Here is a 14,320-nt window from a genome sequence, read left to right as displayed (position 1 = left end):
TCGCTCCTTGGATGTCAGGGCCGGGTCAGCCGGTCAGCGCGCGGGTGCCGCAGCGGCGTTCGGTGTCGGCGGCGAACTCGGCGAAGGGCAGGCCGAGGTGGCGCCGGTCGTAGCAGGCCACCAGTTCCCGTAGCTGCGCGTCGGCGCGCTTGGCCAGTTCGTCCTCGCCGTCCTCGGCCAGCAGCAGCCCGGTGTTGAGGAAGGCCAGCATCAGCTGCGGCAGCTCCTCGACCCACCGGCGCAGCAGCCCGAGCAGCGGGCGCAGCCCCTGCTCACCCCGGGCGCGGCGCTGCCTGGTGGCATCCACGATGCGCTGGGCCAGGAACGGCAGGCGTTCCTTGCGGTCGCTGACCTCGGCGCTGACCTCGCTCCACACCGCCCACAGTTCCTCCAGGCGCGGGTCGGCCAGCCGGTACTCCCGCCGAGCCTGCCGCAGCACCTCCCTGGCCACCCCGTCCACCCCGGTCAGCTCCGGCGGCAGCGGATCGGCGACCTTGTCGTACATCTCGGTGCCCCGCAAGGCGATGGCCCGGCTGAAGAAGGAGAACGGGTTCTCACTGACCGCGATGTCGGCGGCGATGATGAACTCCAGGTTCTGCCACAGCTCGTCCACCGTGGTGCCGGGTTCGATCATGATCCAGCCGGGTTCGAGTTCGATGCGTTCCTGTTTGAACATCCGGGCGGCGTCGAAGTTGTAGTCCACCGTGGTGCCCTTGCGGAAGCGTTTCATCATGCCGGGCGCGCCGGTTTCCAGGCCCAGCAAGGCCGAGGTCATCCCGGCCCGGCGCAGCGTGCGCAGGGCCTCGCGGTCGATCAGGCCGGTGTCCACCCGGAACTCGCAGTGGAAGGAGATGCGGATGTCGCGGCGCAGCAGTTCCTCGGCGAAGCCGATGGCGTGGTGGTAGCCCTCGGTGAAGGCGCCGCCGAAGTTGTCGTCGTTGAACCACAGGAACCGGGTGTCAAATTCCCGTTGCAGGAACTCGATCTCATCCACCACGTCCTCCGGTGGCCGCACCCGCCAGGCGTTGCCGGAGACCCCGGGAGCCCTTGGCACGTAACAGAAGGTGCACTTGGCGTGGCAGCCGCGGCTGGTGTAGGTGGAGGCGACCGGGGTGCGGATCCCGGCCGCGCGGTGCCTGCGCAGCATGTCCCTGGCCGGCCAGGGCTCCTCGGTGAGCACGGGCAGTTTCGGCGGCCCACTGGCCCGTACCCGGCCGTCCCGCCAGAAGTACAGGCCGGGCACCTGCTGCCAATCTCGTCCGGCGGCCAGGCAGTCCATCAGCCCTTCCACCGTCAGCTCGCCTTCGCCGAAGGCCACGCAGTCGGCCTCGGGGATGAGTTCGGCGATCAGCTGGGCGTTGTAGGTGCAGAAGGCGCCGCCGATGGCCACGAACACCGCCGGGTCGGCCGCGCGCACACACCTCAGCAGGCGGACGGCGTCCACGATGTGCAGGTCGTACATGATGCTGATGCCCACGAACACCGGGCGTTCCCGGCGGATCAGGTCGGTGATCATGTCATCGCTGGGGTTGCGGCCGTGCAGGTTCAGCGCGGTCACCGAGTAGCCGCGGTGCCGCAGGTGCCCGGCGATGCAGGCCACGCCCAAGTTTTCCCGGACCTTCTCGTAGAACAGGCGCATTGCGGGATCCAGGCGCAGGTACTCCTCGTCGTTGATCAGCACGTTCTGGTTGTTGACACTGGAGAATCCGGTCAGGATCTCCCGTGGTGTCAGCAGGACCGCGTCCGCCATGCTCGCTCCCTTCCCGGTTCAGGCCACGCCATGACTGTCCTCTGTGGACATCGGGGGCGCGGTGAGGACCATGGCTGCGCTGCTGCCGCCGTAGCCGAAGTTGCTGACCAGCACCGAGTGCACCGGCCGCCGCTCGGACCGCTGGAGCACCCGGACCCGGTGCGCGGCCAGCGCGTGGGTCAGTCCGGGGGTGCCGGGCACGGTGTTCTCCCGGATGGCGCTGATCGCGACGGCCAGCGCCGGGAACGCCGAGGCGTGCAGCAGGTGCCCGGCGGCGCCCTTGTGCGAGCTGAGCGGGATCCCGTCCCAGCCGAGCTGTTCCCCGACGGTCTCCAGCGCGAGCAGTTCGGCCGCATCGCCCTGCTGGGTGCCGGGCGCGTGCCCGTGCACGTAGTCCACGGTGGCCAGGCCCGCCATGGCGAGCGCGGCCCGCATGCACTGGGCGCCGACCTCGGCGTGCAGCCGCCGCCTGCCCGCGCCGCCGACCCGGCAGGCGATCCCGCCGAGTACCGCCGCCGGGGTGTGGCCCCTGGCCGCGGCGTGCTCGGCGGTCTCCAGCACCGCGACCCCGGCGCCCTCGCCGATGGTGAGCCCGGCGCGGTCCAGGTCGTAGGGCCGGGCGGGCCTGCTGCTGGAGGTGCGCACGGCCTCCATGGCGGCGCAGTCGTAGCGGTTGAGCGAGGACACCCCGGTGACCACGGCGATCTCGGCGAGCCCGCAGCGCAGCCACTCCCTGGCCATGGCCAGGCTGAAGGTTCCCGAGGCGCAGGCGTGCGCGAGCACCGCCGCGGTCCCGCCCGGCCCGACCACCCCGTCCCCGCACCAGCCGGGTTCCAGCGCGATCTCCCGCACCTGCTCGGGCGCCCCGGCCCCGGCCAGGTCCGGCACCACCCCCACGGCGGTCAGCAGCGCCCGCTCGGGCACCCGGGACAGCCCGGCCCCGGCCAGGGCCTCCCGCAACGCCAGGTCCAGCAGCACCCGCCGCCGGGGCACCCCGGGGGGCGCGGACACGGTGGTCTGCCCGACCACCTTGCTGCGCAACCGCGCCGGGTCGAACCGGGTCAGCGGGACCAGCGCGCGCTCACCGGTGACCAGCCCACGCCAGAACCGGCCCACACCGGCGCCGTATCCGGTGACGAGGCCGAGCCCGGAGACCACCACGGCGGATCCGCTGCCACGCGCGGCGCCCCCGGTGACCGGCCCGCGGAGCAGGCGGAGCAGCACGCTGCCGGGTGCGGGGTCCTCGGCAGGCGGTTCGGGCACCGGGCTGCCGCCGGGACTGACCAGGGTGGCCACCACGAGGTAGGCCCCGTGCCGGGGGTCGTGGGTGATCTCGCAGACCACCATGGCCCGGTGCCAGCCGGTGGCCACGGCGGCACGGGCCCAGCGCAGGGCCTGGCAGGTGGCGGTGCGCTGGTTGATCAGCACGTAGGTCGGCCCGTCCCAGGCGCTGTGCTCGGCGAACTCCTGGACCAGGTGCGCGGGTTCCGGCGAGATCGCCTCGGTGGGCCGGAGCTTGCGGCCTTCGTGCTCGGCCTCCTCACAGCGGTTGACGAAGGCCGCGGTGGCCCGTGCGCCGTAGTCCGGAGCCGCCAGCACCACCGGCAGACCGGCCAGCAGCGCCCGGGGGAGGGGATCGAGGAGGGCGCCGAGAACGGCGGAGACCACGCCCGGCACGGTGTCCGCGGTGAGGCCACCCGGTGTGCTCAGCAGGGCCGGGGCGGTGGAGCCCTGGACGAGGGGGCCGAATCCCGCCGCGCTCACCGGACCGCCTCCCGGGTCAGCGCCGAGGCCAGTTCGCCGGGCCCGATCCGCCCGGACAGGAACTCGGCCACCCTGGCCAGCGGTGGCCGTCCGTGCCGCGCTGCTGCCAGGGCCCAGAACCGGGACAGGTCCTCGCCGGTGCTGTGCCGGGCCAGCGGCAGGTGGTACGCCCTGGCGGGCAGCAGCCGGAAGTCCGCGCCGATCTCGGCCAGGCGCAGGCCCAGTTCCAGGTCCTCCCCGCCCCACAGCTCGCCGAAGTCCTCGTCGAAGCCACCGGCCCGGGTGAGCAGCTCCCGGGACATGCTCGTGCTGGTCCCCACGCACGCCAGCCATCGCAGCGCGGGGTGCCCGGCCACCGTGCGGGCCACGCCCTCGATGAACGAGCGCCTCGGCCCGAGCCTGCGGGCGAGCTGGTCCAGGGCGGGCAGGTCGCGCAGGCCGAGGGCCCGGCCGCCGGCGCCGGGCAGCACCTCGGCCGGGTGCGGCGGGTCGGGGGAGAACCGGAAGGCGGTCAGATCGATGATCCGGCCGTGCGCCACCGTGTTGTGCTCGTGCGCGTACTGGTGTGCGGCCAGCAGATCCGGGCCGGCCAGGGTGTCATCGTCGAGGAAGAGCAGCAGCGCGCCCCTGGCCAGGCGGGCGCCGGTGTTGCGGGCCGCGGCCACACCCCGGCCGCCGCTGTGGGTCACCCGGATCGGGGGCGGGTCGGGCAGGGCGGCCAGGACCTGCTCGACCGCGCCGGGACGGGGCGAGTCATCGACCAGGATCACCTCGTAGTCCGCGCGGCGCAGGTTCTGCTGTGCCAGGGCGGCCAGGGTCAGCAGCAGGCGGGTGGTGCGGTCGCGGGTGGGGACGATGACACTGATCATCGGCCCGGGGGAGCGGGGGAGGGCTCGCCGGTCTTCTGCGCGAGGATGTACTCGGCCAGGCCGTCGATGTTGAACAGGGTCTCCTCGGTGAGGTCCTCGTCCTCGAAGACCACGTCGAAGCGTTCCTCCAGCACCAGCAGGTATTCCAGGGCGTCCAGCGAGCTGAACCCGTAGCGGTCCACCAGGCTCACCTCGGCCAGCTCGTCCTCGGTCACCGCGGGCCGCGGCGCCCGCATCATGCGCGCGGCCAGCTCGTGCAGCTCCCGGATGAGTTCGGCCCGATCCATTCGTCCTCCTCGATGCGGTGGCGGGTCACCCCGTGGCCGGGTGGAACCGTTGCGCCAGTTGCCCTTCGGTCATCCCCCGGTAGGCGTCCATGCGGTAGAAGTGCTGGGGGTCGGCGCCGAAGCCGGTGGGGTAGTAGAAGTCGGTGGTGCACGGCACGGGCTCGGCTCGCTCCCCCCGGCGCAGCGCGGCCACCAGTGCGGGCACGTCGCAGCCGAAGTCCTGCCCGGCCCGGACGAACCAGTCCTGGCCGTGGCGGCGCACCACCGGCAGGTCCTCGGCCGGGCCGCCGTCGGGGCCGCAGCGGATCGGCTGGCACAGCAGGTCGAACCGGAACACTTCCTCCACTGTGGACAGTGCGTGCCCCGGCAGCAGCGGGCGCACTGCAGTCCGCCACCAGGCGCGCAGCACCTCCTGGGTCAGCAGCGGCCACACCGCCGCGTCCACCAGATCACCGCGGGTACCGGCCGCCGCCTCCCGCAGCCGGGCCACGTCCGGGTCCCCGGCCGTCTCCACCCAGTCGGCGAAACCCAGCACCACCCGGGACTGCGGGACACCGGCCAGTTCCCGCAGCGCGGTCCACACCCCGTGCAGCAGCCTGCCCCTGGCCAGCACCCGGTTCCAGCACAGGAACCGGCCCATCCGCTCGTTGTCGGCCAGGGTCATGGTGTCGTGGGCCAGCACGTACTCGAAGTCGTCCTGCTCACCGCGCACGGTCACCAGCCCGTGCTGCTCCCGCTTGTCGTGGTATTCGGTGTTGGGCAGCACCATCAGCTGGTGCACCGCGACGAACGGGGTGTGCCGCGCGGCCCGGTCGTACCCCGCAAGGAAGGAGTCGACGGTCTCGCCGGGGGCGCCCCAGATGAGTTCCAGGTAGACGTTCATCTCCCGTTCGGTGAGCCAGCCGACCAGGTCCTCCCACTCGTTGAGCCGCATGTTGCGCCGCCGCATCCGGGACAGGGTGACCTCGTCCATCGTCTGCAGCGCGAGGATGAACGAGTTCTGCATCCCGGCCTCGCGCAGCTTCGCCATGATGCGGAAGAACCCGGCGGACTTGTTCTTGGCCCAGGAGGTCTCCAGGCTCTGCGGGTAGCCGTACCGGGCGCGCACCGCCAGGAGGTCGTCCAGGAAGTCCTCGTCGGCGGGCAGCATGCCGAAGTTGGAGTCGCACAGCACCAGCGCGGGCGCGCGGGCCCTGCCCAGCAGCTCCAGTTCGGCCCGCAGCCGGTCCCGGGAGAAGGAGCGCATCTTCTGGCCGGTCGCGCCGCCCCAGTAGCAGAACGAGCACTTGTACGGACAGCCGCGGTTGGTCTCCAGCAGCGCGTAGCCGTAGGGGAATTCGCCGCGCGCGTCGGTCAGCGAGATGGCGCCGGAGAGGATCGGCGAGGGCAGCGAGTCCAGGTCGTCGATACGAGGCCGTTCCGGGGTGGTGACCAGCTCGCCGCTGTCTTCGCGAAAGGAGATGCCGCGCACGCCGTGCAGCTCCCCTGGGGTGCCGCCGTCGAGGTAGGCGTGCAGCAACTCGGGGAACACCGGCTCGCCTTCACCGTTGACCACGACATCGACCTGGGGGAACAGCCGGAACACCCGCTCGGCCTGGTGCGCGACATGGTTTCCGCCGAAGATGGCCCAGCCACGGGGGTTGAGCTGTTTGAACGTCTCGGCGAGCGCGCCGAACGCGCGATGGTTCCAGCCGAGCACGGAAAAGCACAGGATGTCCGGGAAACCGTCCTGGAAAAGATCTCTGGCCATCCGGTTCGAGCCCACGTCACCGGCATAGTTGCGAATGACGATGTCCATTCGCGCGTGAATGCGGGTATCCGCGTCCGCGCAGGCTTTGAGGTATCCCATTGCCAACGGCATCGAGGCATGCGCACTTGTCCAGACACCTTGCTGGACAAGTGTCACCCGGGTCTTCACGCACGCTCCTCGCCCGCATTCGGCACGACTCGGCATTCCCGCCAATGTAGCGCACAGCCGGGCATATCACTACTCTCGCGAAATGTCGCTGGGTAACTTGAGACGCCCTTGAGCCAATCGAATTACCTTTGCTTTGTGGGTCGTTGTGCCTGGCCGCGGCGGCTACGCTAAGCGAATGACGGAACTGCCGGATGTGTGGCGGCCCATCGCGCTGCCCCATACGGAGGCCACCGCCACCGGAATACGATTCCTGGGCCGTCCGGTCGAACCACCGGTAGCCGGTCCGGACCTGCTGGCCCGGTGCGATGGCACCCGGGCACTGCGGGAGTTCCCCCCGGCGGAGCGGGACCGGCTGCGGCACAGCCACCGCGCCGGGCTGCTCGTGCTGGCCCCGCCGCCCCGGCCCCACGCGGGCGAGGCGCCGGTCGTGGTCTCCCCGCACCCGGATGACGCCGTGCTCGCGCTGGGCGGCCTGCTGGCCACGCGCGGCGGCCGGGTGCTCGATGTGTTCAGCGTGGAGACCTGGACCAGCACCCCCTACTACGCGGCCCGCCCCGAGCTGACCACCCGGCTGCTGGCGGCCGAGGAACTCGTGGCCTGCCGGGTGCTGGGCGCCGAGCCCGAACTGCTGGGCTTCCTCGACGCCGCCGACCGCCCGGAGCACGCGGCCGGCTTCCTGGCGCCGGACCCGGCGGCCGGGCACACCGGGGAACCGGAGCTGTTCGCGGCGCTGACCGCCCGGCTGGCCAAGGAACTCACCGGATGCGCCGAGGTGCACGTGCCGCTGGCGGTGGGCGGGCATGTCGATCACGTGCTCTGCCGCGAGGCCGTGCTGGCCCTGGCCGCCAGGGGCGCGTTGCCGGGCAGCCGCTTGGTCTTCTACGAGGACCAGCCGTACTCGCTGTTCACCTCGGCCGAGGAGCTGAGCGCGGCACTGACACCACGGTTGCGCGCGGCCGGGCTGGACCGGCTCCGGCCGCGGCTGCTGCCGATGGACACCATGGCCGGGCAGGCCAAACAGGAGGCGCTCAAGGCCTACCGCATCCAGGTGCGCGCGGGCATCCGGCGCCGGGTGGCCCGGTACGAGCGGGCACTGGCCGGGCCGGACGTGGCCGCCGAACGGGTCTGGAGCTGAGCAGGGAGGAACCGGGATGTACGTGCTGGCCGGAACACTGGCCGCGGCGGATCTCGCCGTGGTCACCGAGGCGTGTGCCGAACTCGGCCTCGCGGTGCACCAGGCCGATCCCGAGGCGGCCGGGGCCCGCGTCGCGGACGTGATGCTGTGCGCCCTGCACCGCACCGCGGGCGAGGCGGTCGAGCCCTCCCCGGCCGAGGTGCGGCGGCGTGGCGGCTATCCGATCGCGGTGCTGGAGTCCGTCTCGGCCACCGGCGTGCTCGGGGCGCTCACCGACGGCTACGCGTTCGCGCTGGCCACGCCGTTACGACGGCCCCGGGTGGTGGCGACCCTTGGCTACCTCAAGTCGGTGGCCCCACCCGAGCCCGCACAGCGGCTGACCCTCTCACCAGGACTGCTGTGCTCGCCGTCCCGGCAGGCGCCGGTGAGTGCGGCCGAGGCGGGGCTGCTGCGGACGCTGGCTGGCAAACCCGGGCAGATCGTCTCGCGCACGGAACTGAACGTGGCCACCGGCGGCGAGGACGTGAACGTGGTGGTGTCGGTGCTGCGGCAGAAACTGGCCGACATCGACTCCGGCGCGAAGATCCTCAAGGTGCCGCACCTGGGCTTCCGGCTGGTCGGCACGGTCGAGGACGCGCGGTAGCCGGATGCGCGTCCTGGTGATCACCGGCGCCCCCGGGGTGGGCAAGACGCACGTGGCCCAGCGGATGGTCTCCTGCTACCGGGTGCCGGTCGCGGTGGTGGACTGCGATCCGTTCGTGCACCCGTGGGAGTCCGGCGAACCGCTGCACCGGTTGATGGCGGCCGAACTGGGTGCCCGCGTCCCCGTCTACCAGGAGTGGGGCGCGCGGGTGATCGTGGTGCACGGGGTGATCCTGGCCGGTGGACGCACCTACGAGCCGGTGCTGGAGGTGCTGCGCGCACTGGGCACCACACCCGTGGTGTACGGGCTGCGGGCCGGGCCGGCGGTGCTCGCCGAGCGCATCCGGCAGGACCAGTCCGCCCCGCATCTGGTCGCCGGGCGGCTCGCGCTGACGCACCTGGACGAGGACGTGCCCGCGGTGCCGGGGATCCGCCTCATCGAGACCGCGCACCGGGACGAGCAGGCCGTGGTCACCGAGATCGCCAGGCAGGAACTGGCCGAGCTGGGACCAGGCTGGCTGGTGGGCTGAGCGGGATCAGCGGTACCGGCCCACCGTCAGCCCGCCGTCGCCGGGCCGCAACGAGAGCACGCACGGGTGATAGTGGGTGGCCCCGATGCTCGCCACGTACTCCCGGTGTTCCCGGCCGAGTTCCCCGGCCAGGTTGAGCTGCTCGTCGCGTTCGGCGAAGGCGGGCCAGCGCGGCGGCGTCGGCGGCTTGAGCAGCATCCGGCAGGACAGGCCGAGCCCGGCCAGCTCATCGGCCAGCTGGGCCGCGTAGAACGGGCCGCGCTCATCGCCGAAGGAGGCGAACTGCACCAGCGCCTCACCCCGCTCGGTCAGCAGTTCCGGGAGCTGGCGCACGATCGCCCGCACGAAGTCCAGCCCGTCCGGTCCGCCCTCCCCGGCGAGCCAGCCCAGCGCACCCCGGCGCATCGGCAGGAACGGCGGGTTGGAGATCACCAGGTCGAACCGCTCTCCCAGGTCCAGGGCCTCCATATCGGCCTGCCGCACGGTGACCCGGTCGGCCAGACCGTTGAGGGCGGCGTTGAAGGTGGTCGCGGCCAGGCACTCCGGGTTGATGTCCACCGCGAGCGCCCGCGCGCCGTTGCGGGCCGCCGTCATCGCCAGCGCGCCCGTGCCACAGCCCAGGTCCAGCGCGGTCCGGGCGGCACGCCGGGCAGCCACCAGACGGCAGAGCGTGCTGGTGTCGGTGCCCACCCACGGCGCGTACGAGCCGGTCTCCCGGCCGGCCGCGCGCCAGGCCGCCAGCACCGTCAGGCCCTCCAGTCGCACCAGCGCGTACTCGGCGCAGAGCATCCCCGACCCGCCGGAGACGATCTTGGTTCGGTCCAGCAGCGCCAGCAGTGGCGCGGGCAGCGCCGCCGCGGGCACCTGCTGTCCCAGTACGAACAGGGCGGCCAGCGCCTGCTCCTCCGGCAGCTCGGCCACCGCGCGCAGGTACTCCGGGTTGCGCCAGGGTGCGAGGTCGCCGAAGCGGGCGCCCGCCATGACCAGCAGGTCGTGCTGGGGCAACCGGGTCAGCCTGGCCGTGTCCGCCCGCTCGTAGTCGGCAGGGACCAGTCCGTCCACCGAGATCATCACGCGCTCCCGAACACTGGTGCGAACGTCGATTTCAGCTCCCGCAGCCGGGCCAGGGCCCTCGGGCCCGCATACGGCGCGCAGCGGGTGATCTCCTCGTCGGAGATGTGGTCCAGCAGGTACAGGTTGACCACGTCGATCGGCCCGGTGCAGCTTCGGCAGTACGGGAACCTCGGCCGCGGCTGCATGAACATCTCGTAGTGCTGGTGCCTGCCGAACTGCTCGTGGATGAGCTGCGGCTCGCTGGTCACGTTGCCCATCGGCTTGAGCCAGGCGTAGGGACAGCAGGACACATCGCCCTGCCCGAACAGCTGGACCATGGTCGCGGTGGCGTAACAGCGCAGCGTGCGCACGCCGGTGCGCAGCTGATTGCCGATGTGTTCGACGAAGGCCCGCGGTGGCAGCACCGGCGCCAGCTCGTCGTAGCGGGCCAGCAGTTCGGCGAAGTGCTCGCCCAGCGGCGGGGCCAGGTTGTCCTTGGCCTCCCCGCGCACCGGGAAGAAGTACAGCATCGCGCCCTGGCCGTACCGCTTCAGCAGGAACTCGGCGAAGGCGGCCTGACCGGTCACGTTGACGTTGCTGAGCACCGACTGCACCTCGACCGGGATGCCGCGTTCGACCGCGCCGTCCAGGCCACGCATGATCACCTCGAACAGCCGGTGCTGCTTGGGCGGCAGCCGGTGGGAGTTCATCTCCAGGGTGTGCCCGTCCAGGGACAGGCAGAGCTGGCAGTTGCCCAGCGCGGCCAGCGCGTCCAGCCGGGCGTCGGTGAGGAAGACCCCGTTGGTGATTACCTGGACAACCTCGTACTTCTTACTGCATTCGGCTACGAATTCGGTGGAGCCTTTCAGCCAGAAGAACTCACCGCCGGAGAGCCGCATGATCGGGCTGTCCACCTGCTGGTGATAGGCGTCCAGGATCCGGTGCCAGTCCGCCCGCCGGTCCGTGGTGAGCCGGAACTTGGCGTCCGGCACGTTCATCAGCAGGTTGAAGTCCTCGGTCAGGCAGTACGAACACCGCATCTGGCAGAGCTGCTCCTCGATGACCATGTCGTTCATGAGCAGCCGCAGCCGATTGTGCTCGTCCCGGTTCGCGAACATCGCCGCGCGATAGTCGTTCTTGAGTGCCACGCCGTACCCCATGATTCGCCGAGGCATTCCGGTCGGTTCGGTTTTCCGAGCGTAGGAGGGTCGCCGAGCGAAGGTCAATACGCCATACGGTACCGAGGGAAAGCACACTGTAGAACTCGGCGATCAATTCCTGGACCGGGCCGGAAGTGGTCGGTAAACTCGCGAATCTCGACTGTCCCCATTTTCCTGCGGGTAAGGACACGCGTATGCTCGCGCTCGGTCTCGGTGGTTCCAATCACGACTTCTCCGCCGCTCTGGTGCACGAGGGCGAGATCAGCGTCGGCATCGAGGAGGAGCGGCTGGCCCGCCGCAAGTACGCGGTCGGCGTCAACTCGCTGACCAACCGGGGCTGGCGGTACTGCCTGGACACCCACGGCGCCCGCCTGGCCGAGGTCGACTTCATCGTCGCCGACGACACCCTGCTGCCCACCTGCTATTTCCAGTTCCGCGGCCGCACCCACCTGATCCGGCACCACCTCGCGCATGCCGCCAGCGCCTTCTACCCCTCCCCGTTCGCGGAGGCGGCGATCCTGGTGGCCGACGGCGCGGGCAGCATGATCGACGGGCACGGCGTGGAGACGCTGACCCTGGGCGTGGGGCGCGGGGTGGACATCGAGGAGCTGTCCAAGGTCTATGGCACCGAGTGGACCACCGACGGCAGGCACGCCGATCGCGTCTACCAGGCCGGGGACAGCAACCACTCCCTCGGTTTCCTGTACAAGGCGGTCAGCCGCGCGATCGGCTTCACCCTCTACGAGGAAGGCCCCTGGTACCTCACCGAGGATGGCAAGACCATGGGACTGGCCCCCTACGGCGGCGACCGCTACCTGGCGCGGTTCCGGCAGCACCTGGACCTGCTGCCGGAAGGCCGTTTCGCCTTGCGTCTCAAGGGTTCCGGCGGCCTGCTGGAGTTCCTGGAACACGCGCTGGACGGCCTGGAGGGACCGGAGCGTTTCGCCAGGGGCGCGGACCTGGCGTGGGCGGCGCAGGAAACCCTGGAGACGGCGCTGCTGCACGCGGCGCGCTGGCTACAGCGGGAGACCGGACTGACCCGGCTGGCCCTGGCCGGCGGGGTGGCGCTGAACTCGGTCGCCAACGGGAAACTGTTGCGGCACACGCCCTTCACCGAGGTCTTCGCCCAGCCCGCCGCCGGGGACAACGGCTGCGCGATCGGCTGCGCCTACTACGGCTACCACCAGCTCGGCGAACGCCCCCGGCCCCGCGGCACCGGCCAGGGCCCCCGCCCACAGACCCACACCTACCTCGGCCGCACCTACACCGAGGAGGAACTGACGGCCGCGCTGGCGGCGGCGGGACTGCCCTACCGCCGGGTCGAGCGCCCGGCCCGGCTGGCCGCGGCGCTGTTGCCCCGCGGCGCGCTGCTCGGCTGGTTCACCGGAGGCTCGGAGTTCGGCCCGCGGGCGCTGGGACACCGCAGCATCCTGGCCGACCCCCGGCGACCCGAGATGAAGGACATCCTCAACAGCAAGGTCAAGCACCGGGAATCCTTCCGCCCCTTCGCCCCGGCCGTGCTGGCCGAGCGCTGCGCGGACTACTTCGACCTGGCTACCGAGTCACCGTTCATGCTGATCGTGGCGCCGGTCCGGGAGCACCGCAGGGCCGAGGTGCCCGCGATCACCCACGTCGACGGCACCGCCCGCGTGCAGACGGTGACCCGGGAGGCCAACGGGTCCTTCTACGACCTGGTGGCGCGCTTCGGCGAGCTGACCGGGGTGCCGGTGGTGCTCAACACTTCCTTCAACGACCGGGGCGAGCCGATCGTGGAGACCCCGGCGCAGGCACTGGCCTTCTTCGGACCGAGCAAACTGGACTACCTGTTCCTGGAGGACTACCTGGTGGCGCACAGCGAACCGGAACTGGACACCGCGCTGGACGGGACCACCGGATGACGCGGTACGAGCCGTGGCGCGGCTTGGCGCTGTGGGGCGCGGAGGAGGAGGCGGCGGCGCTGGAAGTGCTGCGCTCCCGGTCACTGTTCCGCTACTACGGCCCGGATCTGTTGCACCGCACGGATGCATTCGAACGGGAGCTGGCGGAGCTGCTGGCGGTGCCCTACACCGTCGGCGTCTCCTCGGGCACCGCCGCGCTGGCCTGCGCGCTGATCGGCCTGGGCATCCCGGAGGGCGCCGAGGTGATCATGCCCGTGGTCACCTTCATCGCCTGCGCCAACGCGGTGGTCTGGGCCCGCGGCGTACCGGTCTTCGCCGAGGTCGACGACACCCTCACCCTGGACCCGGCGGCGCTGGCGGAGAAGATCACCGAGCGCACCTGGGGTGTGCTGCCGGTGCACCTCAACAACGCCGCCGCCGACCTGGACCCCATCCTCGCGGTGGCCCGGCGGCACGATCTGGTCGTGCTGGAGGACGCCGCACAGGCCGCCGGGGTCCGCTACCGGGGCCGCCGGACCGGGGCCATCGGTGACGCGGGCGCGTTCAGCTTCCAGCTGGAGAAGAACATCACCGCGGGCGAGGGCGGCGCGGTCAGCGTGCGGGATCCGTTGGCGCATCAGCGGATCGTGCGCTACCAGGACCAGGGCGGTCAGTTCACCACCGCCAGGGGCGAGGCCCGCGGGCAGGCGCCGGATCCGTTCCTGGGCGTGAACCTGCGCATGACGGAGCTGACCGCGGCCCTGCTCCGGGTGCAACTGGGCCGCCTGGATCCGATGCTGACGCACCTGCGCGCGGTGGCCACCGAGGTCCGCACCGCACTGCCGGACCTGCACTGGCGGCGACTGCCCGACGAGGAGGGTTCCGGCGGCGAGCTGACCTTCTTCCTCGGCTCCCGGCTGGAGGCCCGCGACCGGGTGGCCGCGCTGACCGCGGACGGCATTCCCGCGCACACCCTCTACCAAGGGCAACCGGTGTACGGCAACCCCGCGATCCGGGCCGGACGCACTCCCTGGGGCACGCGGTGGGGTACCCCCGCCCGCTGCCGCAACAGTGAGAGTCTGCTGGGCCGCTCGGTGACGATCAGCCTGGGCGCCACCATGACCGTGGCCGATGTGCGCGCGGTGATCACCGCCCTGCGCGGCTGAACCGGTCCGGCACCCCGGAGACCGGGGCGCCGGACACCCGTCCTAAGCGGGTTGCCAGAAGTTGTGTCCGTAACTCGCGGGAGTTGACCTTCCCTCGAACGTGAAGAGCCCCGTCGGGTTGGATTGAGTTACCACACACAACCGACCCGACGAGGCCTCCTTCAGTATG

General features: G+C 71.5%; 12 protein-coding genes. 5 read left to right on the top strand and 7 right to left on the bottom strand.

Annotation, left to right across the window (positions count from 1 at the left end):
* Positions 1–25: 25 nt before the first annotated feature.
* Genes ACTOWY_RS07380 through ACTOWY_RS07360 form a run of 5 tightly spaced genes read right to left on the bottom strand, consistent with a single transcriptional unit; the run spans position 26 to position 6,624 of the window.
* Positions 26–1,750 (bottom strand): B12-binding domain-containing radical SAM protein, encoded by a 1,725-nt coding sequence (locus tag ACTOWY_RS07380; protein WP_441308856.1) that lies wholly within the window; start codon positions 1,748–1,750, stop codon positions 26–28.
* 18 nt (positions 1,751–1,768) lie between these two features.
* Complete coding sequence (locus ACTOWY_RS07375) at positions 1,769–3,514, bottom strand: beta-ketoacyl synthase N-terminal-like domain-containing protein (protein WP_441308855.1); 1,746 nt, start codon at positions 3,512–3,514, stop codon at positions 1,769–1,771.
* A complete protein-coding gene (locus ACTOWY_RS07370; RefSeq protein ID WP_441308854.1) occupies positions 3,511–4,383 on the bottom strand; it encodes a glycosyltransferase family 2 protein in 873 nt (290 codons plus the stop codon). The genes ACTOWY_RS07375 and ACTOWY_RS07370 overlap by 4 nt, the downstream gene beginning before the upstream one ends.
* A complete protein-coding gene (locus ACTOWY_RS07365; protein WP_247764803.1) occupies positions 4,380–4,670 on the bottom strand; it encodes an acyl carrier protein in 291 nt (96 codons plus the stop codon). The genes ACTOWY_RS07370 and ACTOWY_RS07365 overlap by 4 nt, the downstream gene beginning before the upstream one ends.
* Before the next feature lie 25 nt (positions 4,671–4,695).
* A complete protein-coding gene (locus tag ACTOWY_RS07360; protein WP_441308853.1) occupies positions 4,696–6,624 on the bottom strand; it encodes a KedN5 family methylcobalamin-dependent radical SAM C-methyltransferase in 1,929 nt (642 codons plus the stop codon).
* Between the two features lie 139 nt (positions 6,625–6,763).
* Between ACTOWY_RS07360 and ACTOWY_RS07355 the strand changes: the two genes are divergently transcribed.
* From ACTOWY_RS07355 to ACTOWY_RS07345, 3 genes are read left to right on the top strand one after another with little or no spacing between them, the layout of a single operon-like run.
* On the top strand, positions 6,764–7,723 hold the full coding sequence (locus tag ACTOWY_RS07355; RefSeq protein WP_441308852.1) for a PIG-L deacetylase family protein: 960 nt from the start codon (positions 6,764–6,766) through the stop codon (positions 7,721–7,723).
* Positions 7,724–7,739: 16 nt separating this feature from the next.
* Entirely contained in the window at positions 7,740–8,366 is a 627-nt protein-coding gene (locus ACTOWY_RS07350) for a winged helix-turn-helix domain-containing protein (RefSeq protein WP_441308851.1), read from the top strand.
* A 4-nt stretch (positions 8,367–8,370) separates the two neighbouring features.
* Positions 8,371–8,895 carry a hypothetical protein gene (locus ACTOWY_RS07345; RefSeq protein ID WP_441308850.1) on the top strand — a complete coding sequence of 175 codons (525 nt, stop codon included), beginning with the start codon at positions 8,371–8,373 and terminating at the stop codon, positions 8,893–8,895.
* Between the two features lie 6 nt (positions 8,896–8,901).
* Here ACTOWY_RS07345 and ACTOWY_RS07340 read toward each other — a convergent pair whose 3' ends face one another.
* Both ACTOWY_RS07340 and ACTOWY_RS07335 read right to left on the bottom strand, forming a co-directional pair.
* Positions 8,902–9,966 (bottom strand): methyltransferase, encoded by a 1,065-nt coding sequence (locus ACTOWY_RS07340; protein ID WP_441308849.1) that lies wholly within the window; start codon positions 9,964–9,966, stop codon positions 8,902–8,904.
* Positions 9,966–11,096, bottom strand: coding sequence for a radical SAM protein (locus ACTOWY_RS07335; protein ID WP_441308848.1), 1,131 nt, complete (start codon positions 11,094–11,096; stop codon positions 9,966–9,968). Before ACTOWY_RS07335 ends, ACTOWY_RS07340 begins: the two co-directional genes overlap by 1 nt.
* A gap of 206 nt (positions 11,097–11,302) precedes the next feature.
* On the opposite strand from ACTOWY_RS07335, the gene ACTOWY_RS07330 reads away from it, so the two are divergent.
* Together ACTOWY_RS07330 and ACTOWY_RS07325 are read left to right on the top strand one after the other, a co-directional pair.
* Positions 11,303–13,006, top strand: a complete 1,704-nt coding sequence (locus tag ACTOWY_RS07330; RefSeq protein ID WP_441308847.1) for a carbamoyltransferase family protein — start codon at positions 11,303–11,305, stop codon at positions 13,004–13,006.
* Positions 13,003–14,151 (top strand): DegT/DnrJ/EryC1/StrS family aminotransferase, encoded by a 1,149-nt coding sequence (locus tag ACTOWY_RS07325; RefSeq protein ID WP_441308846.1) that lies wholly within the window; start codon positions 13,003–13,005, stop codon positions 14,149–14,151. The genes ACTOWY_RS07330 and ACTOWY_RS07325 overlap by 4 nt, the downstream gene beginning before the upstream one ends.
* Positions 14,152–14,320 lie beyond the last annotated feature (169 nt).

Source organism: Crossiella sp. CA198 (genome assembly GCF_052078295.1).
Taxonomy (GTDB): domain Bacteria; phylum Actinomycetota; class Actinomycetes; order Mycobacteriales; family Pseudonocardiaceae; genus Crossiella.
This window is presented reverse-complemented; position numbering and strand designations above follow the sequence as displayed.